Source organism: candidate division WOR-3 bacterium (assembly GCA_039803925.1).
Lineage (GTDB): Bacteria > Hydrothermota > Hydrothermia > Hydrothermales > JAJRUZ01 > JBCNVI01.
Genome location: JBDRZL010000023.1, coordinates 1 through 24,264 on the forward strand (window position 1 = coordinate 1; position 24,264 = coordinate 24,264).

Annotated in this window: 17 protein-coding genes; 6 read left to right on the top strand and 11 right to left on the bottom strand. The window is 31.2% G+C overall.

Annotation, left to right across the window (positions count from 1 at the left end):
- The first annotated feature begins 511 nt into the window (after nucleotides 1–511).
- Both ABIN17_08340 and ABIN17_08345 read left to right on the top strand, forming a co-directional pair.
- On the top strand, nucleotides 512–1,507 hold the full coding sequence (locus tag ABIN17_08340) for a glucodextranase DOMON-like domain-containing protein (GenBank protein ID MEO0285059.1): 996 nt from the start codon (nucleotides 512–514) through the stop codon (nucleotides 1,505–1,507).
- Between the two features lie 3 nt (nucleotides 1,508–1,510).
- Nucleotides 1,511–2,527 carry an ABC transporter ATP-binding protein gene (locus tag ABIN17_08345; GenBank protein MEO0285060.1) on the top strand — a complete coding sequence of 339 codons (1,017 nt, stop codon included), beginning with the start codon at nucleotides 1,511–1,513 and terminating at the stop codon, nucleotides 2,525–2,527.
- Here the strand turns inward: ABIN17_08345 and uvrB are convergent.
- Entirely contained in the window at nucleotides 2,513–4,504 is a 1,992-nt protein-coding gene (gene uvrB / locus ABIN17_08350) for an excinuclease ABC subunit UvrB (protein MEO0285061.1), read from the bottom strand. The genes ABIN17_08345 and uvrB overlap by 15 nt on opposite strands.
- A 131-nt stretch (nucleotides 4,505–4,635) precedes the next feature.
- On the opposite strand from uvrB, the gene ABIN17_08355 reads away from it, so the two are divergent.
- From ABIN17_08355 to ABIN17_08370, 4 genes are all read left to right on the top strand, one after another.
- Nucleotides 4,636–6,981, top strand: a complete 2,346-nt coding sequence (locus ABIN17_08355) for a 3-hydroxyacyl-CoA dehydrogenase NAD-binding domain-containing protein (GenBank protein MEO0285062.1) — start codon at nucleotides 4,636–4,638, stop codon at nucleotides 6,979–6,981.
- 14 nt (nucleotides 6,982–6,995) lie between these two features.
- On the top strand, nucleotides 6,996–8,168 hold the full coding sequence (locus ABIN17_08360) for a thiolase family protein (GenBank protein ID MEO0285063.1): 1,173 nt from the start codon (nucleotides 6,996–6,998) through the stop codon (nucleotides 8,166–8,168).
- Between the two features lie 22 nt (nucleotides 8,169–8,190).
- Nucleotides 8,191–9,975 carry an acyl-CoA dehydrogenase family protein gene (locus ABIN17_08365; protein ID MEO0285064.1) on the top strand — a complete coding sequence of 595 codons (1,785 nt, stop codon included), beginning with the start codon at nucleotides 8,191–8,193 and terminating at the stop codon, nucleotides 9,973–9,975.
- 70 nt (nucleotides 9,976–10,045) lie between these two features.
- Nucleotides 10,046–10,972, top strand: coding sequence for a hypothetical protein (locus ABIN17_08370; protein MEO0285065.1), 927 nt, complete (start codon nucleotides 10,046–10,048; stop codon nucleotides 10,970–10,972).
- On the opposite strand, the gene ABIN17_08375 is transcribed toward ABIN17_08370, so the two are convergent.
- The 10 genes from ABIN17_08375 to ABIN17_08420 all read right to left on the bottom strand — a co-directional run.
- Nucleotides 10,965–13,985: an adenylate/guanylate cyclase domain-containing protein gene (locus ABIN17_08375; GenBank protein ID MEO0285066.1), complete on the bottom strand. Its 3,021-nt coding sequence runs from the start codon at nucleotides 13,983–13,985 to the stop codon at nucleotides 10,965–10,967. The two genes, ABIN17_08370 and ABIN17_08375, sit on opposite strands and share 8 nt — an antisense overlap.
- A 25-nt stretch (nucleotides 13,986–14,010) precedes the next feature.
- The gene (locus ABIN17_08380; GenBank protein ID MEO0285067.1) at nucleotides 14,011–14,721 is read right to left on the bottom strand and encodes an HAD family hydrolase; all 711 of its coding nucleotides are present in this window, start codon (nucleotides 14,719–14,721) and stop codon (nucleotides 14,011–14,013) included.
- A gap of 2 nt (nucleotides 14,722–14,723) precedes the next feature.
- Complete coding sequence (locus ABIN17_08385) at nucleotides 14,724–15,731, bottom strand: NAD(P)H-dependent glycerol-3-phosphate dehydrogenase (GenBank protein ID MEO0285068.1); 1,008 nt, start codon at nucleotides 15,729–15,731, stop codon at nucleotides 14,724–14,726.
- Nucleotides 15,728–16,567, bottom strand: coding sequence for an MBL fold metallo-hydrolase (locus tag ABIN17_08390; protein MEO0285069.1), 840 nt, complete (start codon nucleotides 16,565–16,567; stop codon nucleotides 15,728–15,730). Before ABIN17_08390 ends, ABIN17_08385 begins: the two co-directional genes overlap by 4 nt.
- A complete protein-coding gene (locus ABIN17_08395) occupies nucleotides 16,567–16,965 on the bottom strand; it encodes a secondary thiamine-phosphate synthase enzyme YjbQ (protein MEO0285070.1) in 399 nt (132 codons plus the stop codon). The genes ABIN17_08390 and ABIN17_08395 overlap by 1 nt, the downstream gene beginning before the upstream one ends.
- 15 nt (nucleotides 16,966–16,980) lie before the next feature.
- A complete protein-coding gene (gene lpdA / locus ABIN17_08400; GenBank protein MEO0285071.1) occupies nucleotides 16,981–18,381 on the bottom strand; it encodes a dihydrolipoyl dehydrogenase in 1,401 nt (466 codons plus the stop codon).
- A 51-nt stretch (nucleotides 18,382–18,432) separates the two neighbouring features.
- A complete protein-coding gene (locus tag ABIN17_08405) occupies nucleotides 18,433–19,692 on the bottom strand; it encodes a dihydrolipoamide acetyltransferase family protein (GenBank protein ID MEO0285072.1) in 1,260 nt (419 codons plus the stop codon).
- Nucleotides 19,693–20,673, bottom strand: a complete 981-nt coding sequence (locus ABIN17_08410; protein MEO0285073.1) for an alpha-ketoacid dehydrogenase subunit beta — start codon at nucleotides 20,671–20,673, stop codon at nucleotides 19,693–19,695.
- A gap of 1 nt (nucleotide 20,674) precedes the next feature.
- Nucleotides 20,675–21,790 carry a thiamine pyrophosphate-dependent dehydrogenase E1 component subunit alpha gene (locus tag ABIN17_08415; GenBank protein ID MEO0285074.1) on the bottom strand — a complete coding sequence of 372 codons (1,116 nt, stop codon included), beginning with the start codon at nucleotides 21,788–21,790 and terminating at the stop codon, nucleotides 20,675–20,677.
- 602 nt (nucleotides 21,791–22,392) lie between these two features.
- On the bottom strand, nucleotides 22,393–24,264 hold a 1,872-nt coding region (locus ABIN17_08420), incomplete at its 5' end, for an SBBP repeat-containing protein (GenBank protein ID MEO0285075.1).

Consider the following 24,264-nt stretch of genomic DNA (forward strand, 5'->3'; position numbering starts at 1 on the left):
AAAGTAAATTTTGGAGAAAAAACAGAAACAATAAAAATTTTGAATATTGAATAAATTTTAAATCCACAGGAGGGACTTAAACTCTACTGAAAAATTTTATAAGGTAGCCGCACCCTTCAGGGTGTGTTAAATTAATTCTCTTGTTTTATTTTGCAGGCTAAAGCCTGCGTCTACCATTTTTTGAAAATCTTTAACATTTATTCCCATATTCCATAACTTTATGGTAGCCGCACCCTTTAGGGTGCGAAAACTTTGCAGGCTTAAACTCTACTGAAAAATTTTAAGGGAAAAAATTAAAAGAAATTGATTTAAAGAAGAATAAAAAAGTTTTTTTATTTAGTCTCGAACACATCAAAAAAATTGATGTGTAAATGGGGCTAATTGAAAAATTTTTAAGAAATATTGGAAAGATTTAAAGATGATTATACAGGAAATTGAGCAAAAAAATTCAATATTTTCATGGTATTCTACATAAAATTGATTTATCTATTAATTTTTTTTAAAATTAATTATGAAAAAAATATTAACAATTTCATTTATTGGTTTTATCTTAAAAGCCCATATTATAACAGTGGATGGGGACCCTTCTGATTGGATGTCCCATTCTGTTTCGCAGAGAGATACTTTTTTTTACCTACTCCACCCTGGATACACAATAGATCCCTATGAATCAGTCTGGCTTGATGAGATTGATGATGACTTTGGTGACGGAGATTATACTTATCCAACTGATACTTTACCTGGAGGTATACCAAGATTCAAATCAAAAGAGGCAGACCTACGACAATTTAGATTCACAGAGGGAGCAACAAGCACTGATACTTTCCTTTATTTCTTAATAGTTGTAAGCGATACCTTTAATGGAGGACAGGACTGGCCATCTTTTATTGCCTATTTCACAATAGACACTCTAATAAACCGTCAAGGGGCAAAATATGCGCCACAATATTCAGATGTTACAGTATCAGGTGAATGGCAATATTCTGGTGTTTTTTCAATGTATACAGCAAGATTACTAAAGTATGACTATAGTGATGTAAACCCTTCTGGACACAGTTTTGCTCATCAATATAATGTATACGAAGCAGGACTTAAAATTGATTCCTTAAAACTTTACCATAAATCTTACTGGGTAAGTTTCGGTATTGGTCTTGAGGATTTTGGTAATTTCAGAGAAGTTGATTCTATTGCTTCACAGTATAACGGCGGAGGAGGTATTCAAAACTGGGCAGATCCAGATTTATACGACCTTGCATATATCAATGCAATTCAACAGAAAAATGAATTATCAGGTTACTCAGTAAATACACCTGTTACAATCACAAATGCAATGAGAAGAGTTTTTCTTTATGTAAGACTCAATGAAAAACCTACTTTAAAATTTGAAAAAATAAACGAAAAGATAAATAAAGGTATATACGATTTAACTGGTAGAAAAATTATAAATATCAAAAGAAAAGGAATTTACATAAATAAAAATAAAAGGAAAATACTGAAGATAAAATAGATAGTGAGTTATCTTGAAATAAAAAAACTTTATAAGAAATTTAAAAAAGAAGAAATTTTAAAGGATATAAACTTAGAGGTAAAAAAAGGGGAATTTTTTGTTGTTCTCGGACCTTCAGGATGTGGCAAAACAACACTTCTAAAAATTATTGCAGGTCTTTTAAAACCTGATAAGGGTAAAATAATTCTTGAAGAAAACGATATTACAAATCTTGAACCGGGAAAAAGGGATGTGGCTATGGTTTTTCAGAACTATGCTTTATACCCACATATGAAAGTTATGGAAAATATACTATTTCCTTTAAAAATAAAAAAGATTAAAATAGAAGAACAGAGAAAAAGATTGAAATGGGTGTCTGAATTTCTGAAAATTGAAGAAATTCTTGAAAAAAAGCCTTCTGAAATATCAGGTGGCCAGCAGCAAAGGGTGGCTTTAGCAAGGGCACTTGTAAGAAATCCTAAAATCTTTTTAATGGATGAGCCCTTATCAAATCTTGATGCAAAATTGAGAACTGAAATGAGAAGTGAGCTTAAAAATCTCCATAGAAATTTAAATATAACCACAATATATGTAACTCATGATCAGATTGAAGCAATGACTCTCGCTGATAAGATATGCATTTTAAATAAAGGTGAAATAATGCAAATTGGGACACCTGAAGAAATTTATGAAAAGCCTCAAAATTTTTTTGTGGCAAGTTTTATTGGAACTCATGGGATTAATATTATTGAATCTGAAAATTTTATACTCTGTGTAAGGCCAGAAAAATTTTATCTTGCAAGACAGGAAGGCAAAAACTACGAATTTTATGTTAGGCTTAACTCTTACGATTTTATTGGAGAATACTATGTTTTAAAATGTGATATTGTGGATGTTGTATTTGATGGGAGTCATATAGATACAAAGAAAGGGGAAATAAAAGTAATTATGAATAGAAAACCTGAATACAGAAATATAATTTTTTATGTAAGGGAAAAGGATGTTTATAGATTTGATAGAAATAAATTAAGACTTTCTTAATTCAAATAAAGCATCTCTATATTTTGCTGCCTTTTCAAATTCAAAAAGATCAGCGGCTTCTTTCATTTTCCTTTCAAGTTCTTCAATCAAACTTATTTTATCAAGGGTTGCTTTTAAAACTTCTATTTCCTTTTCAACATCCTCATATTCATCCTTTGCTTCAAGTCTTGCATCTGCAACAATTGTTGTCATTAAAATTTGTTCTTTAGTCTTTTTTATAGTTTCAGGAACTATTCCATGTTTTTCATTATATTCCATTTGAATTTTTCTTCTCCTTTCAGTTTCTTCTATTGCCTTTTTCATAGCCTGGGTTACTTCATCAGCATAAAGGATAACTTTTCCTGCTTTATTTCTTGCAGCTCTCCCGGCAGTTTGTATTAAAGCAGTTTCACTTCTTAAAAAACCAGTTTTGTCAGCATCAAGTATAGCAACAAGGGAAACTTCTGGCAAATCAAGACCTTCTCTTAAAAGGTTAACACCGACAATAGAGTCAAATTTACCAAGTCTTAAATCCCTCAAAATCTCTACCCTATCAATTGGATGAACTTCAGAATGAAGGTATTTAACTCTGAAACCTGCTAAGGATAAATACTCAGCAAGATCTTCAGCCATTCTTTTTGTAAGGGTTGTAACAAGAGCTCTCTCACCTTTTTCCTTTGTTTTCCTTATCTCTTCCATTAAATCATCAATCTGCCCCCTTGTTGGTTTTACAACAATTTCTGGGTCCACAAGACCTGTGGGTCTTACAATCATTTCAACTACTCTACCCTTAGCTTTTTCAATTTCATAATCTCCAGGTGTAGCTGACATATATATCACTCTATCAAGAAGTGCTTCAAACTCTTCAAACTTTAAAGGTCTGTTATCAAGAGCAGAAGGAAGTCTAAATCCATACTCCACAAGAACTTCCTTTCTTGATCTATCACCCCTATACATTGCTCTTAACTGAGGAATTGTTACATGACTTTCATCTATTATGCATAAAAATTCGGGTGGAAAATAATCAAGTAAACATCTCGGTCTTTCACCGGGTTTTCTTCCGTCAAAATGTCTTGAATAATTTTCAATTCCAGGACAGTAACCTATTTCTCTTAACATTTCAAGGTCATACCTTGTCCTTTGCTCTAATCTCTGTGCTTCAAGAAGCTTCCCCTCTTCTTTTAACTCCTTAAGCCTTTCTTCAAGTTCTTCTTCAATAGATTTTAAAGCTCTTTCAAGAGTTGGTCTTGTTGTAACATAATGTGAAGCTGGGTAAATAGCAATTCTCTTTTTTCTTTCAAAAACTTTTTGAGATACTTTATCCCTTATTTCAATTTTCTCTATCCAGTCATCAAACATTTCTATTCTTACAAGATAATCCTCATAGGCAGGTATAAGTTCTATTACATCACCCTTAACCCTGAACCTCCCTCTTGCAAGTTCAAAGTCATTTCTTGTGTAATAAAGATCAACAAGTCTTCTTAAAATAACATCCCTTTCAATATTCTGTCCTTCTTCTAAAATAAGATAAATTTTCTTTATCTCTTCAGGGTTTCCAAGTCCATAAATACAGGATACAGAGGCAACAACAATAACATCATCTCTTTCAAGAAGTGAAGAAGTTGTTCTTAGCCTTAATCTTTCAATATCCTCATTAATTGAAGCATCCTTTTCTATATAAGTATCTGTCTCAGGTATATAAGCCTCAGGCTGATAGTAATCATAGTAAGAAATAAAGTATTCCACTTTATTTTCAGGGAAAAGCTGTTTTAATTCTCCGTAAATCTGTGCTGCAAGAGTTTTATTGTGGGAAATAATTAAGGTAGGTTTACCCCATTTTTCAATCACATTTGCAATAGTAAAAGTTTTGCCACTTCCTGTAACCCCGAGAAGAACTTGATGTCTTAGACCTGATTCAAGACCTGATAGTAATTCTTTTATTGCTTTTGGTTGATCACCTTTCGGCTTAAGGTCTGTAACCATTTTAAAACTTGCCATATTATTTAATTTAATCCTTTTATAGAAAAAAATCAACTCATCCCATTTTTTTTGTATTTTATTTTAAATAAGCATTAAAATTATTTTTAGAATCCTTTATATTTTTAGAATCCTTTAAAGGAGGGATTTAAATGAAAATAAATAAAATTTGTGTTCTTGGTGCAGGAACAATGGGCAGTCAAATTGCTGCCCTTTTATCAAGTCTTGGATTTAAAACCTATTTACTTGATATAGTCCCTAAGGATGGAAAAGACAGAAATAAAATTGTAAAAGATGCGATTCAAAGGTTAAAAAAACAATTTCCACCTCCTTTATATTTACCTGAATTTGCAGAGGATATTGAAATTGGAAATTTTGAAGACAACCTTGAAATTGTTAAAGAAGTAGACTGGATAATTGAGGCAGTTGTTGAAAATCTTGAAATTAAAAAAAACTTATTTAAAAAAGTGGAAAATTTTTATAAGGATGGAACAATTTTAACAACTAACACCTCAGGCTTACCACTAAAAGAGATTTCTTCTGATTTCAAAAAGGAGATGAAGAGAAACTTTTTTGGAACCCATTTTTTCAATCCACCAAGATTTATGAAACTTCTTGAAATTATTCCAGGACCCGAAACTGATAAAAATATTTTGGAAGATTTTAAAAAATTCGCTGAAAGGAAACTGGGAAAGGGAATAGTAATAGCTAAAGATACCCCCAATTTTATTGCTAACAGAATCGGAGTATTTGGAATTATGTATGTTTTTAAATTAATGGAAGAAATGAATTTGAGTCCAGAAGAGATTGATGCCTTAACAGGAAAAGCAATGGGGAGACCCAAAACTGCAACCTTTAGAACTCTTGACCTTGTGGGACTTGATGTTCTATACCATGTTGCTAAAACTGTATACGAAAGGGCTACAAAAGATGAGATGAGAGAAATCTTTAAACCACCTGAATTTCTTGAAAAAATGATAAAGGAGGGGCTACTTGGTGATAAAACCGGAAAAGGGTTTTATAAAAAAGAAAAAGTAAACGGCGAATCAAAAATATACACCTTTGATATTAAAAACTGGACTTACAGGGAGCAGAGTAAGGCAAGTTTTCCTTCTCTTGAAAGAGCTATGCAGGAAGAAAATGAACTTGAAAGAATAAAATTTCTCATAAAGGGAAAGGATAAAGGAGCAGAATTTGCTTATAGATCTCTTTCTGAACTCTTACTTTACTGTGCCAACAGAATTCCTGAAATTTCTGATGATGTATTGAATATAGACAATGCAATGAAATGGGGATTTGGCTGGAAATATGGACCTTTTGAATTATGGGATTATCTCGGAGTAAAGGAATTCACAAAGAGAATGGAGAATGACGGTAAAAAGGTCCCTGAATGGGTTAAGGAAATTGATAGTTTCTATAAAAAAGATAAAACAAAAAGGCACTTTTACTTTTATCCAGAAAAAAATTACAGGGAAGAAATAAAAAGTAAATATGAAGTTTATATCAGTGATTTAAAAGAAGAGAAAAAAATTTTAAGGGAAAATAATGAAGCCACTTTATATGATATGGGAGAAGATGTGCTTTTACTTGAATTTCACACAAAGGCAAATGCAATAGGACCTGGAATAGTTGAGATGGTATTTAATTCCATTGATTTTCTTGAAAATTCTAATTATGCTGGAATGGTTATAGGTAATCAGGGGGAACATTTCTCAGCAGGTGCAAATCTATATTTAATACTTATGGCTATTCAGGAAGAAGAATGGGATGAAATTGATCTGATGGTAAGAAAATTCCAGGAAATGAATATGAGAATAAAATATTCAAATAAACCAATAGTAACTGCACCTTTTGGGAGAGTTTTAGGCGGTGGATGTGAAATTGTTTTACACTCCCCTTATGTCCAAGCTTCTTCAGAATTATACATGGGACTTGTTGAAATTGCAGTTGGTCTATTACCAGCAGGGGGTGGCACAAAAGAAATGTTATTGAGACATAAAGAAATTATACCAGAAGGTATAAATGTTGATTTTTATCCATACCTCAGAAGAATTCTTGAAATTATAGGAATGGCAAAAGTTTCTTCTTCTGCTTTTGAAGCTAAAAAATTTTTGTTTTTAAGAGATAAAGACGGTATAACAATAAATCAGGATCACCTTCTTTATGATGCAAAGAGAAAAGTTATTGAACTAAATGAACTCGGTTTTCAAAAAAACAGAAAGAAAAAAATAAAGGTTGAAGGAAGAGATGGTTACTTTTATCTTGAAATGCTTATATATAATCTACTTGAAGCAAAACAGATTACAGAACATGAAGCTCTTATCGCCAAAAAAATATCAGAAATTTTAACAGTAAAAGATGTGCCAGTAGGCACAGAGGTCACTGAAGAAACCTTACTTGATCTTGAAAGGGAAAACTTTCTTTTCCTCTGTGGAACACAGAAAACAAAAGAGAGAATAGAACATATGCTTTTAAAGGGTAAACCTTTAAGAAATTAAAAGGAGGTTTTAAAATGAAAAAGATAGTAGTTGTTGATGGGGTTAGAACCCCTGGAGGTAAAGCAAATAAAGGTTCTTTTAAAGATACAAGACCTGAATATCTTGCAACCTGTGCGGTTAATGAACTTATTAAAAGAACAGGATTAGATAAAAAAGAAATTGACGATTTAATTTTAGGATGTGCTTTCCCTGAAGGTGAACAGGGAATGAATATAGCAAGAATTGTAGCACTTGCTGCTTCACTTCCAGTAGATGTTCCGGCTATGACCATAAATAGATTCTGTGCATCAGGTCTTGAAGCGATTGCAATTGCTGCATCTAAAATAATAAGTGGATTGGCTGATTGTATAATTGCAGGTGGTGTTGAAAGTATGTCAAAAATTCCAATGGGTGGTCTTAAAACTTCTCCATTTCCTTTACTTATGGAAAAATTCCCTGGATATTATCTTTCAATGGGATTAACAGCTGAAAAAGTAGCAGAAAAATATAATATTAAAAGAGAGGAACAGGATAAATTTGCCTACGAAAGTCATATGAAAGCCTTAAAGGCTCAGGAAAATGGAAAATTTAAAGATGAAATTGTTCCTGTTACTACAAAGGTTATAAAGTATGAGGATGGATTACAAAAAATAGAAGAGATTACTCTTGATTTTGATGAAGGAATAAGAGCTGATACATCAATTGAAGCTTTATCAAAACTAAAACCTGTATTTAAAGAAGGAGGCACTGTTACTGCTGGAAATTCTTCACAGATGACAGATGGAGCGGCAGCTTTACTTATAATGTCAGAGGAAAAAGCAAAAGCTCTTGGTTTTAAACCAATTCTAAGATTTGTTACCTATACTGTGCATGGTGTTGAACCTGAGATAATGGGAATAGGACCTGTAAAAGCAATTCCTAAGGCACTGAAAAATGCTGGTTTAAATAAAGAAGACATAGGTCTTATAGAATTAAATGAGGCTTTTGCAGCACAATCTCTTGCTGTTATAAAGGAACTTGACCTTGATAGGGAAAGAATAAATGTAAATGGTGGAGCAATTGCCTTAGGACATCCCCTTGGATGCACAGGAGCTAAATTAACAGTTACATTAATGAATGAAATGAGAAGAAGAAAAGTTCAATTTGGAATGGTAACTATGTGTATAGGAGGAGGAATGGGAGCAGCAGGAATTTTTGAACTAATATGAAAATTAAATAAGGAGGAAAAAAATGGAGGAAAAAATTTATAAAAAGGGAGGAGGATTTTTAATTAGTGAAACACCAACTGAAGAAATCTTTATTCCTGAAAATTTCTCTGAAGAACAGAAAATGATTGCAAAAACTGCTGAAGATTTCATAATTAAAGAAGTTATTCCAAACACTAATGAAATTGAATCCCAGAATTTTGAGATTCAAAGAAAATTAATAAAAAAAGCAGGGGAACTTGGACTTTTAGGAGCTGATATTCCTGAAAAATACGGTGGACTAAATCTTGATAAGGTTTCCTCAATGTTAATTGCAGAAAAAATAAGCATGCATGGTTCCTTTTCTGTTACTTTTGGAGCACATACTGGAATAGGAACTCTTCCAATTGTTCTATTTGGAAATGAGGAACAGAAGAAAAAATATTTACCAAAGCTTGCAACAGGCGAATATATAGGAGCCTATGCCTTAACAGAACCTCAAGCAGGTTCTGATGCAATGAACATTAAAACAAACGCAAAACTTGAAGGATCCTATTTTATTTTAAATGGAACAAAACAATTTATAACAAACGCAGGGTTTGCTGACCTATTTATAATTTTTGCAAAAGTGGATGGAAAGGATTTTGCTGCTTTTATAGTGGAAAGAAATTCAGATGGATTAATAATCGGAAAAGAGGAACATAAAATGGGGATTAGGGGTTCTTCTACCTGTGCTTTAACCCTTGAAAATTTAAAAGTTCCAAAAGAAAATTTACTTTATGAAATTGGAAAAGGTCATCACATTGCTTTTAATATATTAAACATAGGAAGATACAAACTGGGAGTAGGAACAATAGGTGCATCAAAAGGAGCTTTAAAAGAAGCAGTTAGTTATGCCAAGGAAAGAGTCCAATTTTCAAAACCAATAGCTGAATTTGGGCTTATTAAGGAAAAAATTGCAAATATGGTAACAAAAATATTTATGGGTGAAAGTATGGCTTATAGACTCGCAGGAAATTTAGATGAATCCCTTAAAGAACTGAATCCTGATTCACCAGATTACATGCAAGAAGTTATGAAAAGAATTAGAGAATATGCTGTTGAGTGTTCAATACTAAAAGTTTATGGCTCAGAACTTCTTGATTATGTTGTGGATGAGTGTGTTCAGATATATGGAGGATACGGATTTATAACAGAGTATCCTGTTGAAAGGTATTACAGGGATTCAAGAATCAATAGATTATTTGAAGGAACAAACGAAATAAATAGGCTCCTGATTACAGGAATGTTAATGAGAAATGCCCTTGAAGGAAAATTACCCCTTTTGAAGGAAATTGATAAAGTCTCAAAAGAATTTGTTACTTTTACACCATCAATGGTTCAAGTTTTGAATGGACCACTTGGTGAAGAAAAAACATTATTAAATTTAATGAAAAAAGTCTTGCTGATTTCAGCAGGAGTTGCTGCACAAGTTTATAAAGAAAATTTAAGGGATGAAGAAGAAATTCTTGCTACAATTTCGGATATGATTATTGAAACCTATGCTTTTGAAAGTGCTATATTAAGGTCAGAAAAATTAAGAAAAATAGGTAAGGAAAATGAACTGATGGTATTATGCATAAAATATTACGCCCCCACTTTCTTAGAAAAAATGGAAAGTTATTCAAGAAAAATTCTTACAAACTGTAAAAAGGGAGACGAATTAAGGCTTCTTTTGACAGGAATAAAGAAGTTTACAAGATGGTATAATCCTTCCGATGTTATCAGTATAGGAAGAAAAATTTCGGAAAAAACATATGAACTCGCAAAATATCCTTTTTCAGTTGTTTAATTAAAATGTGAGATAAATCACTTAAAAAAAGAAAATTAAACTGTATAATTAAATAAAAGGAGGTAAAAATATGAAAAAATTTATAATTTTAATAATCTTCACACAACTAAAAGCAGGAATACTTTCTTACTGGGGTCTTGATAAACTTGTAACATTAAATTATTCAGGTTTTGATAGTCTCAAAACACCCTATGTTCGTTTAGTTTCTCCATTATCTTTATCTACAATAACTATATCTCAATCCACTGATAGACTTTCACAAGCTTATTATTCAAGAGAATCATCTGTTTTCTCAATTAATGACATATTAATTTTTAAAGAACTGGATACTCTTAATTCTTTATGGGTTAAAGGACCTGTTATTCCTGTATACGGGTCTGAAAGTAAAGTCATAAATAATATAAAAATAATTCCAGATACACATTCATTAAGACTCCCCAATTATTTATGGGTTCTCGACACGATAAATCAAAAATTCATAACAGACATTGATAGAGATCAGTTTATGGACACTGTAATAATTCAAATTGGGCAGGGAAAATTTTTAAAAATGGATACTATAGATATTGTAATAGGCTCAATTATAGCCTATCACATTAAAATTGAATATTGGGGAACAGGTAGATTCGGAAATGGACTTACACTTAATCATTATATTTCCATTGACCGCTGGTGGGCACCTAATAACTTTGGAAATATATTTCATGGATTAGTAAAGGAAGAATTTTTCCAGGTTGATTCTGCTCCAGGTTTTGTAATGAAAATAAATAGAAGTTCAGGTAAGGGATCATCACTAATAGAAAGTGTGGGAATAAATGAATCTTATAAATTTAATTCTCAAATTAAAACAAAAATAAGTTACCTTATAGATAAAAACTTAACCTTAATTGATAGATTTTTCTATGACCTTTCAGGAAAAAAAGTATATAAAATGAATAAAGGAATTTATTTTACAAAAGATAAACTGAGGAAAACTAAATTTATTGTAATTAAATAAATTTCTTCAAAACATCTAAGGAGAACTTTTCTATTAGATAAATATTGAATTTTAGTTCTTTTTTTAAATTTTTAAGATTATTTTTAATCTCTTTAAAATCTTTTTCATAAGAAAATAATCTATAATAATTATAAAGTAAAGCAAGGTCATCTCTTTTAGTGATTTTTACAATATCCTTTAATTCTTTTAAAATACAACTTGTATCCTCTTTTTTAATAATTTTTATTTTATAAAGAAGGGATAAAACTCTAAAATTAAAAACTTTTAATTTTTCCTTCTTAGAATAAAAAAGAGGTTCTTCTATATACTTTAAAGCACTATCAATATCACCTGATAAAAAATAAGAAAGAGAAAGGGAATAAAGATTAAGATTTTCTCCATATTTATCATTTTCTTTCCTTGATAGTTCTACAAGTTTTTTAAAATAAGTAATACTATCCTCAAATTTCCTTTTATATAATAAAAAAGTTGCATAATTATGAATAACTGTCAAATTAACCCCCTTAAAAAGTTCTTCTGAACTCAAAAAAATTTTTGAGCTTTCAAAAGATTTTTCTGCCTTTTTTATTTTACCCATAGAAACGAATATTATCCCTTCGTAAACATCTATCTTTGCAATGTATTCTTTATCTCTCATTGACTCTGCCAGATATTTTGCTTTTTTTAAATTTTTTAAAGCCTTTTCAAATTCTCCTTTTGTATATAAAAGATAAGAATATTCAACAAGAACAGGATAAAGGGATTTATATTCCCTCAAAAAGTTATATTTCTCAATAGATTTTTCAAACCAGTTTTCCGCATCTTCTAAATTGCCGAGCATCAAATTATTAAAGGCAATACTGGACTCAAGATCTGCAATTTCACCAAGTGAAAGGTTTTCTTTTTCTTTATAAATTTCTAAAGATATTTCAAGTGACTTTTTATATTCACCGGTATTTTCAAGAGCTGTTTGATATAAATTCATAAATTTTAATCTATCTCTTTTTTCAAAAAAGGAAACCTCATCTTTTATCTTTTCAAGAATCAAAAAAGCCTCTTTAAATTCTCCCATATCAAGTAAAACATCAGCAAGTGATAAAAAAAGTTTTTTACCTTTATCTCCAAGTAAACTTATGCCTTTTTTTAGAATATAGAGGGATTTTTCTTTTTCTCCCTTGAAATTAAAATAAAGTGAAAGGAAATCATAGTAATTTATATCTTCCTTACTTAAGTTTTCTATTAAAATTTTAGCCTCATCCAAAAAACCAAGATGTAAAAGGGAATATATTCTCTTATAAATACAGTTTTTAGAAACTTCTAAATTTTTTTCTTTATAACTTTCAATAAGAAAATCTGTTATTAATTTCAAATCACTTATACTTCCCCTTTCATATAAGCTATCAAGCATTTTCTCACCAAATTTTATAACATCATCAAAAAGTTCAGCTTTAAAGGCATGATAGATTGAAAAAATATTTTCTTTATCACTTGAATTTTCAAGTATTTTTCTATGAATATCCCTTCTTTCCTCCTTTAAAAGAGTGTTATATATTGTTTCTTGGAAAAGAGGAGTTTTAAAATAATATTTATTTTCTTCCTTAAATAAGTAGCCCTTTTCAACTAACTTTTCTAAGTCTTCGTTTTTTAAATCAATCAAACTTAAAACTCTCTCCTCAAAAGAAGGACCTAAAACAGAAACTTTTTTTAGTATCTCCTTTAAACTTTCTTCAAGATTCTCAACCTCTGACATTATCACAAGATCAATCCTATCAGGTATTTTTTTCTCTTTTGATATAAGAATTTCATTAATGAATAAAGGGTTACCCTTTGTTTTTTCAAATATTTCTTCCTGATAATGAATAGGAAGAAAAATATTTACTTTATTTATAAATTCTTTAAACTCTTCATAATCAAACCCTTTTAATTCTGTAAAATCTAAATCAACACCCCTTAATCTTCTTAAAATTACATCCTTATTTCTTGTGGCAATTATTAAGGTAATTGGTATTTTAATTCTTTCAATTATAAATTTTATAAATTCATAAGAGAGAAAATCAGCCCATTGCATATCATCAAGAATAAAAACTGTTTTCCCTTTTTTCTCAATATAATCAATAAAATTAAAAAAATCATCTTCTTTTTTAAAATCAAAACTCTTCTTAAATTCAGAAGAAAAGATATTGAACTCTCCTCCAAAAGGGGAGGCTCTGAAACTATAAACTTTATATTCCTTTTCAATTAAATCTTTAATTTTATTGAGAAGCGAAGTTTTACCAATCCCAGGGGGTCCGTATATAACAAAAACCTTAACTTTTTTATTCTCCTTAATCTCCTTTAAAATCTTTTCAATAATTTCTTTTCTTCCAACAAAAGGAAATCTCTTTTCTTTCAACCCCTCAGATAATCCCAAAACTTTAAAAATTTTAATTTTTTCTCTTTTACCTTTAACTTTTTGAGTTCCCAAACTTTCAAAAATGAAAAGGTCACCTGCTAAATTTTTTGTTGTTTCACTTACAAGTATTTCATCAATACCAGATAATGATTCTATACGTTGAGCAAGATTAACAGTATCACCTATTACAGTATAATCAAGAGTTTCACCAAGACCTATACCTGTTAAAAGTATTTCTCCTGAATTTATACCTACATGCACACCTATTCCATATTCTTTTTTTAAATTCTTCACAAAATTAAGTATTTCAAGAGCTGCCCTTATTGCCTTTTCTGCATGATTTTCGTATTCCCCTTTTACTCCAAAAAAGCATAAACACGCATCTCCTATGTATTTATCAATCTTTCCATCGTAATATTCCACAATTTTCTTTACCTCTGTAAAAAAGATGTTGAGAATTTTAACAACATCTTCTGCATCTCTTTTTTCTGAAAGACTTGTAAAACCAGCCACATCCACAAACATAACTGAAACTCTTTTTCTCTCACCTTTTTTCTCCTCTATTAATCTTGAACCACATTTACCACAGAAAATGAAACCATCAGGATTTTCAAAAGAACACTTAGAACATTTTATTGACATTCTTTTTAAATTTTAAAGAAAATCTCTATTCTATAACAAAATTTATTAGTTCTTTCCAATTATTAATACTTATAATATCCTCTTTTACTTCTTTCCCCTTAGGATTCCATAAGATAGCCTTTGCACCTATTTTTAAAGGACCTTCTATATCAAGTTCAGGAGTATCCCCAATATGTAAGAGTTCTTCAGGTTTTATTTTAAAAAAATTTATAACTTTCATAAAAATCTCTGGATGCGGTTTTCTTACACCTTCAAAAGAAGAAAAAAGCATTATATCAAAAAAAGAGGAAATTCCTGTATCTTCAAGAATTTTTTTTTCAACATTTCCCCCAGGTGTATTTGAAACAATACCAAGCTTAAACCCCTTTTCTTTTAATATTTTTATAACCTCTATCACATCCTTATCAACACTTAAACCAGCTTTATAGAGATATTCCTCATAAATTTTTACAAGACTTTTAACCATTTTTTTCCTTTTTCTAATTTTTAGATTTTTTAAAATTTCTTCTGCCATAATATAAAGGGTAACTTCTTTATTATTAATTGGATTTACCCTGTAAAGCTCCCAAACTTTACTTGAAATTTCCTTTACTTCTTCATAAGAAAAATCATATCCCTTTTCCTTTAAAAATCTTACAACCTCCTTTGCTCTTTCCTCCCTCATCTTTTTAATCTTTTCTTCATCAATTGGAACAAGGGTATCCCAGTAATCAAAGGTTATAGCCTTTATTTTCATAATCAAACAAAACCTGGAACATCCTCATACTTTAAAGGTCTATCCATAAGTTCTTTTATTGCAATCTTTAAATCCTTTTTATCATACAAAACCTCATACAATTTTTTTGCAATTGGAATATAAATTCCCTTTTTTTCAGCCAACTTCACATAAGGTTTTAAAGTATAAAAACCCTCAACAGTTTTAATTTTTTTAAGAGATTCCTCTACGCTCTCACCTTTTCCAATTAAAATTCCAAAATTTCTATTTCTTGAGAGATCACCTGTTGCAGTTAAAAGAAGGTCTCCAAGTCCTGAAAGTCCTGAAAATGTATGGGACCTTGCACCAAATTCCTTTCCGAACCTTGACATTTCAACAAGCGATCTTGTTAAAAAAGCTGCCCTTGCATTGAACCCTAAATTGAGTCCATCAAGTATTCCAGCTCCTATAGCATAAACATTTTTTAATGCGCCACCTAATTCAACTCCTTTTACATCATGGGAAATATAAACTCTAAAAAAAGGAGTTGTAAGTAATTTTTGAAGTTTTTTTATCTCATTTTCTTCTGGACCAGCAAGAACAGTAAGGGAAGGAACATTTCTTATAACTTCTTCTGCAAAGTTTGGACCTGATAAAACAAAAATTTTTTTAGCCTTTCTCTTTAAAACCTCCCTTATTATCTCACTTGGCCTTTCAAGTTTTTTAATTTCAAGTCCCTTTGAAGCTGAGATTATAATTTTTGGTTTTTTTATAAATTTTTCAAATTCTTCCCAAACACCTCTTACATACTGTGTTGGAATGGCAGAAATAAAAACATCTGAATCATTGATACATTTTTCTAAATCAAAAGAGGGAATTACCTTTTCAGGATATTTAAAAAAATTAAAATAAATAGGATTTCTCCTTTCTTTACTTATACTTTCAAGAATTAGAGAATTTTTATCCCATATATAAACTTTTTCAAAATTAAAAGAACATATATAGGAAAGTGCAGTCCCCCACCTACCTGCTCCTAAAATAAAAACTTTCAAGGTTTTATTTCCTCAAAAAAATATTTACCATCATTTTCTTTAATTAAACCTGCTCTTGGGATAGGGTCATGTTCAAAAAAAGTAAGCCACTTTTCCTTTGATGCCAATTCATAATATTTTCTTCTAACCTCAAGTGTTATAAGAGGGAATGTATCATAACCCATTATATAGGGAAGTGGAACATGATAACTTGTAGGAACTATATCACCAAAATAAATTGCCTTTTCACCTTTACTTTCTATCAAAACAAATTGATGTCCCCGTGTGTGTCCGCCTGTATGAATGAGTTTTATACCAGGTAAAATTTCCATATCACCATCTATTAAAAAAAGTTTTCCTTCTTTATAAATAGGCTCAAAGTTTTCTTTTTTATAAGAAGCCCTTGTCCTTTCATTTGGATTCATCGCATCTTCAAATTCTTTCTTCTGGACATAAAAAATTGCATTTGGATAAGAAATAGATAGTTTATCATCAACATATTCTGTTGAACCTCCAGCATGATCAAAATGTAAATGAGTCAAAACAACATGAGTTATTTCTTCTTTCCTTATTCCATAAATTTTAAAGGGATCATTCTTTAATTTAATTCCATAAATTTCAAATTCCTTTTCGGAATATTTATTACCTGTTCCATTATCTATTAAAATTTTAAAATCCTTACCTATTACTAAAAGGGGATTTAAACCAAGTGTTATTCTGTTAATTCTATCAGGTTTTACATTTTTTGACCATAAAACCTTAGGAACAACACCAAACATTGCTCCTCCATCAAGTTTAAATGTTCCAAAAGATAAATGTATTAATTTAAAATCTCCTAAATTAAAAATTCTCTTCATCAAACCTCCTTAAAAAATTTTAAATAAACTTTTCTTGTTCTCGGACCATCATATTCTGCTAAAAAAATCCCCTGCCACTTTCCAAGAACAAGATCACCATCTTCAACAAATAAAAATAAACTGCTTCCTGTTATAGTTGTCTTTACATGAGCATCTGCATTACCCTCTGTATGTTTATAAGGACCTTTCGGCGGTGCAATAAGGTGAAGGGAATGAATTATATCCTGAGCAACAGCAGGGTCATAACTCTCATTAACGGTTATACCACAGGTTGTATGGGGAACATATAAAAATACTATCCCTTTATCAAACTTCTTATTTTTTAAAATTTTTCTAATCTCATCGGTAATCTCCACAAATTGCTCCCTTTCTTTTGTTTGAATTGTTAAAATTTCCATACACTCTTACTCCTTTTATCTATTTAAAATATGAATTGCCCTTTTATGAACATTTTCTGCTGCTTCCATTAGTATCTCAGAAAAAGTTGGATGGGGATGTATTGTAAGACCTATATCTTCAGAAGTTGCACCCATTTCAATAGCAAGGGCACCTTCACCTATAAGAGAAGAAGCTTCTGGAGAAATTATATGAACTCCTATAACTTCATCATTTTCTTTATTTACTATTATTTTTGCAAGCCCCATACTTTCACCATAAGTTAAAGCCCTTCCACTTGCAATTAATGGGAATCTCCCAATTTCTATGTCAATTCCCTTACTCCTTGCCTCCTCCTCTGTCATACCGCAGGATGCAAACTCAGGAATAGTATAAACAACAGAAGGAATACATCTTGGATCAAACTCAGAATTAAACCCCTTTATAACCTCTGCCGCAACAATACCTTCCCTTGAAGCCTTATGGGCTAAAAGAGGAGGTTCAGCTACATCTCCAATTGCATAGATACCTTTTTCATTTGCTCTTCTTTTTTTATCAACTTGTATAAAACCCTTTTCATTTATTTTTAAACCAAGTTTTTCAATACCTTCAATTCTTGAATTTGGTTTTCTTCCAATAGAAATAAGTAATACATCACCTTCATAAATTTCTTCTTTACCCTTATAATCAACAAGTAATTTTACCTTTTTGTTTTTAACTGAAATTTCCTTTGCCTTTCTTTCAGTAAAAATCTTTATCCCCTTTCTTTTAAGAATTTTTGTTAATTCCTGAGCCATTTCTTTATCCATTCCGGGTAAAATCTGGTCCATAAGTTCAATTACTTCAACATCACTCCCGAGATTTTTATAAATATAAGCAAATTCAAGACCTATTGCTCCACCTCCCAGTATTAAAAGTTTTTCAGGTACTTTCTTTAAAGAAACTGCATCATCACTTGTCCAGATAAATTCACCATCAGGTTCAAACCCCTTAAGTATAAAGGGACTGGAACCTGTTGCTATAACTATATTTTCAGCAGTAAATTCCTTTATTTCCCCTTTTTCTGTTTTAACCTTTATCTTTTTATCAGAATCAAAAATTGCCTCACCTTTTATAAAATCAACATTATAAGCTTTCCACAAACTCGTAATTCCTGTAACAAGTCTTTTTACAATTTTATCTTTCCATTCCCTCAATTTTTCTATATCATAACGGAAATCAGAAAAATTAAATCCAAACTCCTTTTTAGCCTTTTCATTTAATTCAATAATACTTGCAACATGAATCAAAGCCTTTGTAGGAATACACCCCACATTTAAACAAACACCGCCTATATAATTTTTATCCACAACAAGAGTTTTAATTCCAATTTGCCCAAGTCTTATTGCACAAACATAACCTCCGGGGCCTGCTCCGATAACAATTGTTTTATAATCCATTTTTTACCTCCTGAAGTTTTAAGATTAAATAGAGAATTTTAAAATATTACTCTAAATGCTTTCAAGAAATAAAAGTTCTGGAGTTTCTAAATATTTTATTAAATCCTTCATAAAAAGTGCAGCTTCAGCACCATCTATTACTCTGTGATCAAAGGAAAGAGAAAGATAAACCATATCCCTTATTACAATTTCTCCCCTTTCATTTATAACTGGTCTCTTTTTTATTGAATGAAATCCAAGAATTGCTACCTGTGGATAGTTTATAACAGGGAAAGAAAAAAGACCTCCGATAGAACCTATATTAGTTATTGAAAAGGTGCCTCCCTGAACATCCTCTAAGTTTAGCTCCCTTTTTCTTGCTTTTTCAGATAGTAGAGATATTTCCCTTGCAATATCTAAAAGACTTTTTCTTTCACAATTTTTAACAACAGGGACAATAAGACCCTGTTCTGTAGCGACTGCAACACCAATGTTATATTCTTTATGCAAAACTATTTCACCCTTTTCATCATCAAATGTGGCATTTACATAAGGATGTTTTTTTAGAGCTGAAACTAATGCTTTTATTACAAAGGGCATATAGGTAAGTTTAACACCCTCCTTTTCTGCAAGTTCTTTCATTTTTTCCCTTAATTTAACAAGCTCAGTTAAATCTGCTTCATCAACATGAAGAGTATGAACTGCTTTTGATTTCGATTCTCTAAGTCTTTGAGCTATTTCCCTCCTTAAACCTCTAAGGGGAATTACCTCTTTTTCAGCTTCAAATTTTTCTTTAACTTTTTCTTTTTCAAGTTTTTCTTTAATTTCTAAAACATCCTTTTTAAATATTCTCTTTTTCTCAGAAGCTATTTTACTTAGATCAATTCCAAGCTCCCTTGCAAGTTTTCTTGCAGAGGGAGTTGCAAGGACTTTTCCTTTTATATAAGGTGGTTCAAGAGGCAATTTCACTTTTTCCTCTACATAAAAAGGTGTTTTTATTTCCTCCTTTTCTAAATTTTTAACAGGGGAAACTATACTTTCTTCTTTTTCTTCCGAAGAAGGACTAAGTTCTATTTCACCTTCTACTTTTTCTCCCTTTTTAATCATAATTGCTAAAGGTTTACCAACTTCTACAACACTCCCTTCTTTTTCAAGTATCTTGTATAAAATTCCTTCAAAAGGAGAGGGAATTTCAACTGTAACTTTTTGAGTTTCAACTTCAACAATTGGTTCATTTTTTTTAACAAATTCACCTTCCTTTTTAAGCCACTTTAAAATTTCTCCCTCAACAACACTTTCAGCAATCTCAGGTAATTTAAGCACAAAGGGCATTTAAAAACCTCCTTCAAGTAGCTTCTTACAAGCTCTTAAAATTCTCTTTTGAGAAGGCATATAAATGTTTTCAAGAACATAAGGAAAAGGAGTATCAAAGCCAGTAACCCTAACAACAGGTGCATCTAAATAGAAAATAGCTCTTTCAGAAATAAAAGCTGAAAGCTCTGAGGCAAAAGAGTTTATTCTTGGAGCCTCAACAACTATCATAACCCTTCCTGTCTTTGCCACTGAATTAAGAATAGTTTCTCCATCAAAGGGAATTATTGTCCTCAAATCAATAAGTTCACAGGAAATACCTTCTTTTTCTAATTCTTCCACTGCTTTCTTGCACTCATGAATCATATAACCATAACTTATAATCGTTAAATCTTTTCCTTCCCTTAAAACTTTTGCCTTTCCTATGGGGACAGTGTATTTTTCTTCTGGAACTTCTTCTTTAAAGGCAAAATAAATTTTCTTTGGTTCAAGAAAAATAACAGGATCTTCATCCTCAATTGCTGAAATTAAAAGACCCTTTGCATCGTAAGGATTAGAAGGAATTATCACTTTAAGCCCCGGAATATGGGCAAAAATTGCCTCAGGACTCTGCGAATGATATAAACCTCCTTTTACACCTCCACCGTACGGAGACCTTATAACAAGTGGAACACTGAACTGTCCTCCTGACCTGAACCTTTCCTTTGCTATATCAGAAATAAGGATATCAAAACCCGGCCATATAAAATCAATAAATTGAATTTCAGCCACGGGTCTTAATCCGTATAAAGCAAGTCCTGCTGCCATTCCAAGAATTCCGTTCTCATCAAGTGGAGTATCAAAAACCCTTTCTTCTCCATATTTATCCTGCAATCCCTCTGTTATTGTAAAAACTCCACCTTTTTTTCCAACATCCTCTCCAAAAACCAAAACTCTTTCATCCTCATAAAGTTTTATATCAAGAGCATTCCTTAATGCTTCACCTATTGTCATTTTAGCCATTTTACTCCTCCATTTCCTTTTTCAATTCGAGATATTCCTCTTCAAGATACCATGGAGTTTTAACATAAACCTCATAAAACATATCCCTTGGTTCAGGAAAAGGAATTTTCTCAACCTCTTCCACAATCTTATTAAGTTTTTCCTCTATTTCCCTTTTCAAAACTTCATCTTTTTCCTCATTCCATATACCAAGATATTCTAAATATTTTTTTAATCTTAGAAGCCCGTCCTTTCTTTTCCACATTTCTAATTCTTCTCTGCTTCTGTATTTTTTATCATCGTCTGCTGAAGAATGGGGATCAAATCTGTAAGTTTCTGCTTCAATTAAAAAAGGTCTTTTATTTAATCTTGCCTCATTAACACACTTCTTTGTGACAAGATATGTAATTAAAGCATCATTTCCATCAATGTAGTAACCCTCAGCACCGTAAGCCTTTGCTTTTATGGCAATTGTTTCTGAAGCTGTTTGTTTTACCCTTGGAACTGAAATCGCATACTGGTTATTAACTATAAAAATTATTAAGGGTAAACCAAAAACAGAAGCAAAATTCATCGCAGAGTGAAAATGTCCTTCAGAAGTTGAACCTTCTCCTCCATAGGAAATAATTACTTTATTTTCTTTTTTATACTTTATTCCCATGGCAACACCCATAGCAACTGGATGTCCAAGACCAACAGGTGAACCCAAAACAAAAATATTTAAATCTTTTTTTCCAAAATGACCTGGCATCTGTCTACCTTTTAAAGGATCAGAAGCTCTTCCCATTATCTGAGCAAAAATTTCCTCAAGTTTAGCACCTCTTACATGTAAAGAAGGAACAGTTCTGTAAAAAGGCATAACAAGGTCATCCTTTTCAAGTGAATATAAAGAAGCAACATGAGAAGTTTCTTGTCCACCTATGGAAATATAAAAATAAGCCTTTCCCTGCCTTACAAGAATCCATCCCATTCTATCAATCTCCCTTGTTATAAGAATATCTTTATAGAGTCTTAGAAGAAATTCCTTAGATAAACCAAAATCTTCAGGCTCAAAATCAAAAAGAGGTTTACCTTCTTCATCCAAAAGCCTGTACGGCTCTTTTGTAAATGGCTCAATTTCAAAAGTCCTAATTTCCATTTTAAACCTCCATATTAATTTTAAAATAAATAAAATTTAAAAATCAATAAAATGTAGAACACTATAAAATTTTAGATTTCTGACAGGTAAGGATTATTAATATATGTTTTTAAAAAATAAAAGAAGGGGAGAAAAATTATCTAAAGATTTATGGATTTTTTAGTATAATAAAAATTTTTAGTATAATAAAAAAAGGCAATTGATAAAATTAATATTGATAATATTGAATTTTTCTGCTCAATTTCCTGTATAATCATCTTTAAATCTTTCCAATATCTCTTTAAAATTTTTCAATTAACCCCATTTACACATCAATTTTTTGATGTGTTTGAGACTAAATAAAAAAAATTTTTTATTCTTCTTTAAATCAATTTCTTTTAATTTTTTCCCTTATAAAATTTTTCAGTAGAGTTTAAGCGAATTTTTTCGCACCCTAAAGGGTGCGGCTACCATAAAATTATAGAATATGGGAATAAATGTTAAAGATTTTCAAAAAATGGTAGGCGCAGGTTTTAGCCTGCGGGACATAACGCACCCTAAAGGGTGCGGCTACCATATAAAATTTTTCAGTAGAGTTTAAGTCCCTCCTGTGGCTTTAAAATTTATTCAATATTCAAAATTTTTATTGTTTCTGTTTTTTCTCCAAAATTTACTTTTAAAAAGTATATATTTTTATTTATCTCATTCTTTTTTATTTCAATTCGGTGCATTCCCTTTTGAATAGGTCCATATTCTCTTTTTTCAATTAATGAACCATTTTCACTATAAAAATTCAAAGATATTTCACAGGGGTTTTTAATATCAAAAACTAAAACAAGGGACTTTGGATTTTGTAAGACATAGAGAACATTATCTTCAAAAGGAGGTTTTGGTTTTTTAGGTCGTAAATCCACCTCACCAAGTAAACCACTTTCAAACTTTAAAATAAATACATCAGAATTACCTGCAAATGTTCCCTGAAAATATGCACCACCACCTGGATTAAAGGTTGGGAAATTTGCTGATGAAGTCCATCCTGTTAAAAATATATTACCTGAGCCATCTGTTGTAATTGAAAGGCCATAATCATAATCCCCTCCTCCGTAGTATGTTGCCCATTGCCTTATACCAGAATTTGTAAACTTTAAAATAAATACATCAGACCATCCTGCAAGTGTTCCCTGAAAATATGCACCACCACCTGGATTATAGGTTGGGAAATCTGTTGAAGAAGTCTCTCCTGTTACAAATATATTACCTGAGCCATCTGTTGTAATTGAATAGCCTTCATCAGAATAACTTCCTCCGTAGTATGTTGCCCATTGCCTTATACCAGAATTTGTAAACTTTAATATAAATAAATCAACAGCTCCTGCATATGTTCCCTGAAAATGTGCACCACCACCTGGATTAAAGGTTGGGAAATCTGTTGAGAAAGTGTATCCTGTTACAAATATATTATCTGAGCCATCTGTTGTAATTGAATAGCCTTCATCAGCACTACTTCCTCCGTAGTATGTTGCCCATTGCCTTACACCAGAATTTGTAAACTTTAAAATAAATACATCATCATACCCTGCATTTGTTCCCTGAAAATATGCACCACCACCTGGATTATAGGTTGGGAAATTTGTTGAATAAGTCAATCCTGTTACAAATATATTAGCTGAGCCATCTGTTGTAATTGAATAGCCATAATCATAACTATTTCCTCCATAGTATGTTGCCCATTGCCTTACACCAGAATTTGTAAACTTTAAAATAAATACATCACCATACCCTGCATATGTTCTCTGAAAATATGCACCACCACCTGGATCATAGGTTGGGAAATTTGCTGATCCAGTCACTCCTGTTAAAAATATATTACCTGAGCCATCTGTTGTAATTGAATAGCCTTCATCAGCACTACTTCCTCCGTAGTATGTTGCCCATTGCCTTACACCAGAATTTGTAAACTTTAAAATAAATACATCATCATACCCTGCAATTGTTCCCTGAAAATATGCACCACCACCTGGATTATAGGTTGGGAAATTTGTTGAATAAGTCAATCCTGTTACAAATATATTACCTGAGCCATCTGTTGTAATTGAATAGCTTCTATCCTCATCACTTCCTCCATAGTATGTTGCCCATTGCCTTACACCAGAATTTGTAAACTTTAAAATAAATACATCAATATACCCTGCATTTGTTCCCTGAAAATATACACCACCACCTGGATCATAGGTTGGGAAATCTGTTGACAAAGTCCCTCCTGTTAAAAATATATTACCTGAGCCATCTGTTGTAATTGAAGAGCCTCCATCCCCATCACTTCCTCCGTAGTATGTTGCCCATAAAAGTGAAAGGGGTGGATCAATAATCAGGGGTTCTTCCATAAGATAGTCTTTAACATCAAAAGAAATTGTTTTATCATTATTAATTCTGTAAGAAACATCCACAAAATTTTTTACCCTTTTTTCCCCTTCATAAGAAAAAATAGGTCCATC

Bases quoted from the DNA above. Each gene is read 5' to 3' on its own strand.
- ABIN17_08340 (MEO0285059.1), top strand. From the start codon at position 512: ATGAAAAAAATATTAACAATTTCATTTATTGGTTTTATCTTAAAAGCC.
- ABIN17_08410 (MEO0285073.1), bottom strand. From the start codon at position 20,673: ATGGCTAAAATGACAATAGGTGAAGCATTAAGGAATGCTCTTGATATA.
- ABIN17_08375 (MEO0285066.1), bottom strand. From the start codon at position 13,985: ATGTCAATAAAATGTTCTAAGTGTTCTTTTGAAAATCCTGATGGTTTC.
- ABIN17_08405 (MEO0285072.1), bottom strand. From the start codon at position 19,692: ATGCCCTTTGTGCTTAAATTACCTGAGATTGCTGAAAGTGTTGTTGAG.
- ABIN17_08380 (MEO0285067.1), bottom strand. From the start codon at position 14,721: ATGAAAATAAAGGCTATAACCTTTGATTACTGGGATACCCTTGTTCCA.
- uvrB (MEO0285061.1), bottom strand. From the start codon at position 4,504: ATGGCAAGTTTTAAAATGGTTACAGACCTTAAGCCGAAAGGTGATCAA.
- ABIN17_08395 (MEO0285070.1), bottom strand. From the start codon at position 16,965: ATGGAAATTTTAACAATTCAAACAAAAGAAAGGGAGCAATTTGTGGAG.
- ABIN17_08390 (MEO0285069.1), bottom strand. From the start codon at position 16,567: ATGAAGAGAATTTTTAATTTAGGAGATTTTAAATTAATACATTTATCT.
- ABIN17_08355 (MEO0285062.1), top strand. From the start codon at position 4,636: ATGAAAATAAATAAAATTTGTGTTCTTGGTGCAGGAACAATGGGCAGT.
- lpdA (MEO0285071.1), bottom strand. From the start codon at position 18,381: ATGGATTATAAAACAATTGTTATCGGAGCAGGCCCCGGAGGTTATGTT.
- ABIN17_08370 (MEO0285065.1), top strand. From the start codon at position 10,046: ATGAAAAAATTTATAATTTTAATAATCTTCACACAACTAAAAGCAGGA.
- ABIN17_08360 (MEO0285063.1), top strand. From the start codon at position 6,996: ATGAAAAAGATAGTAGTTGTTGATGGGGTTAGAACCCCTGGAGGTAAA.
- ABIN17_08365 (MEO0285064.1), top strand. From the start codon at position 8,191: ATGGAGGAAAAAATTTATAAAAAGGGAGGAGGATTTTTAATTAGTGAA.
- ABIN17_08415 (MEO0285074.1), bottom strand. From the start codon at position 21,790: ATGGAAATTAGGACTTTTGAAATTGAGCCATTTACAAAAGAGCCGTAC.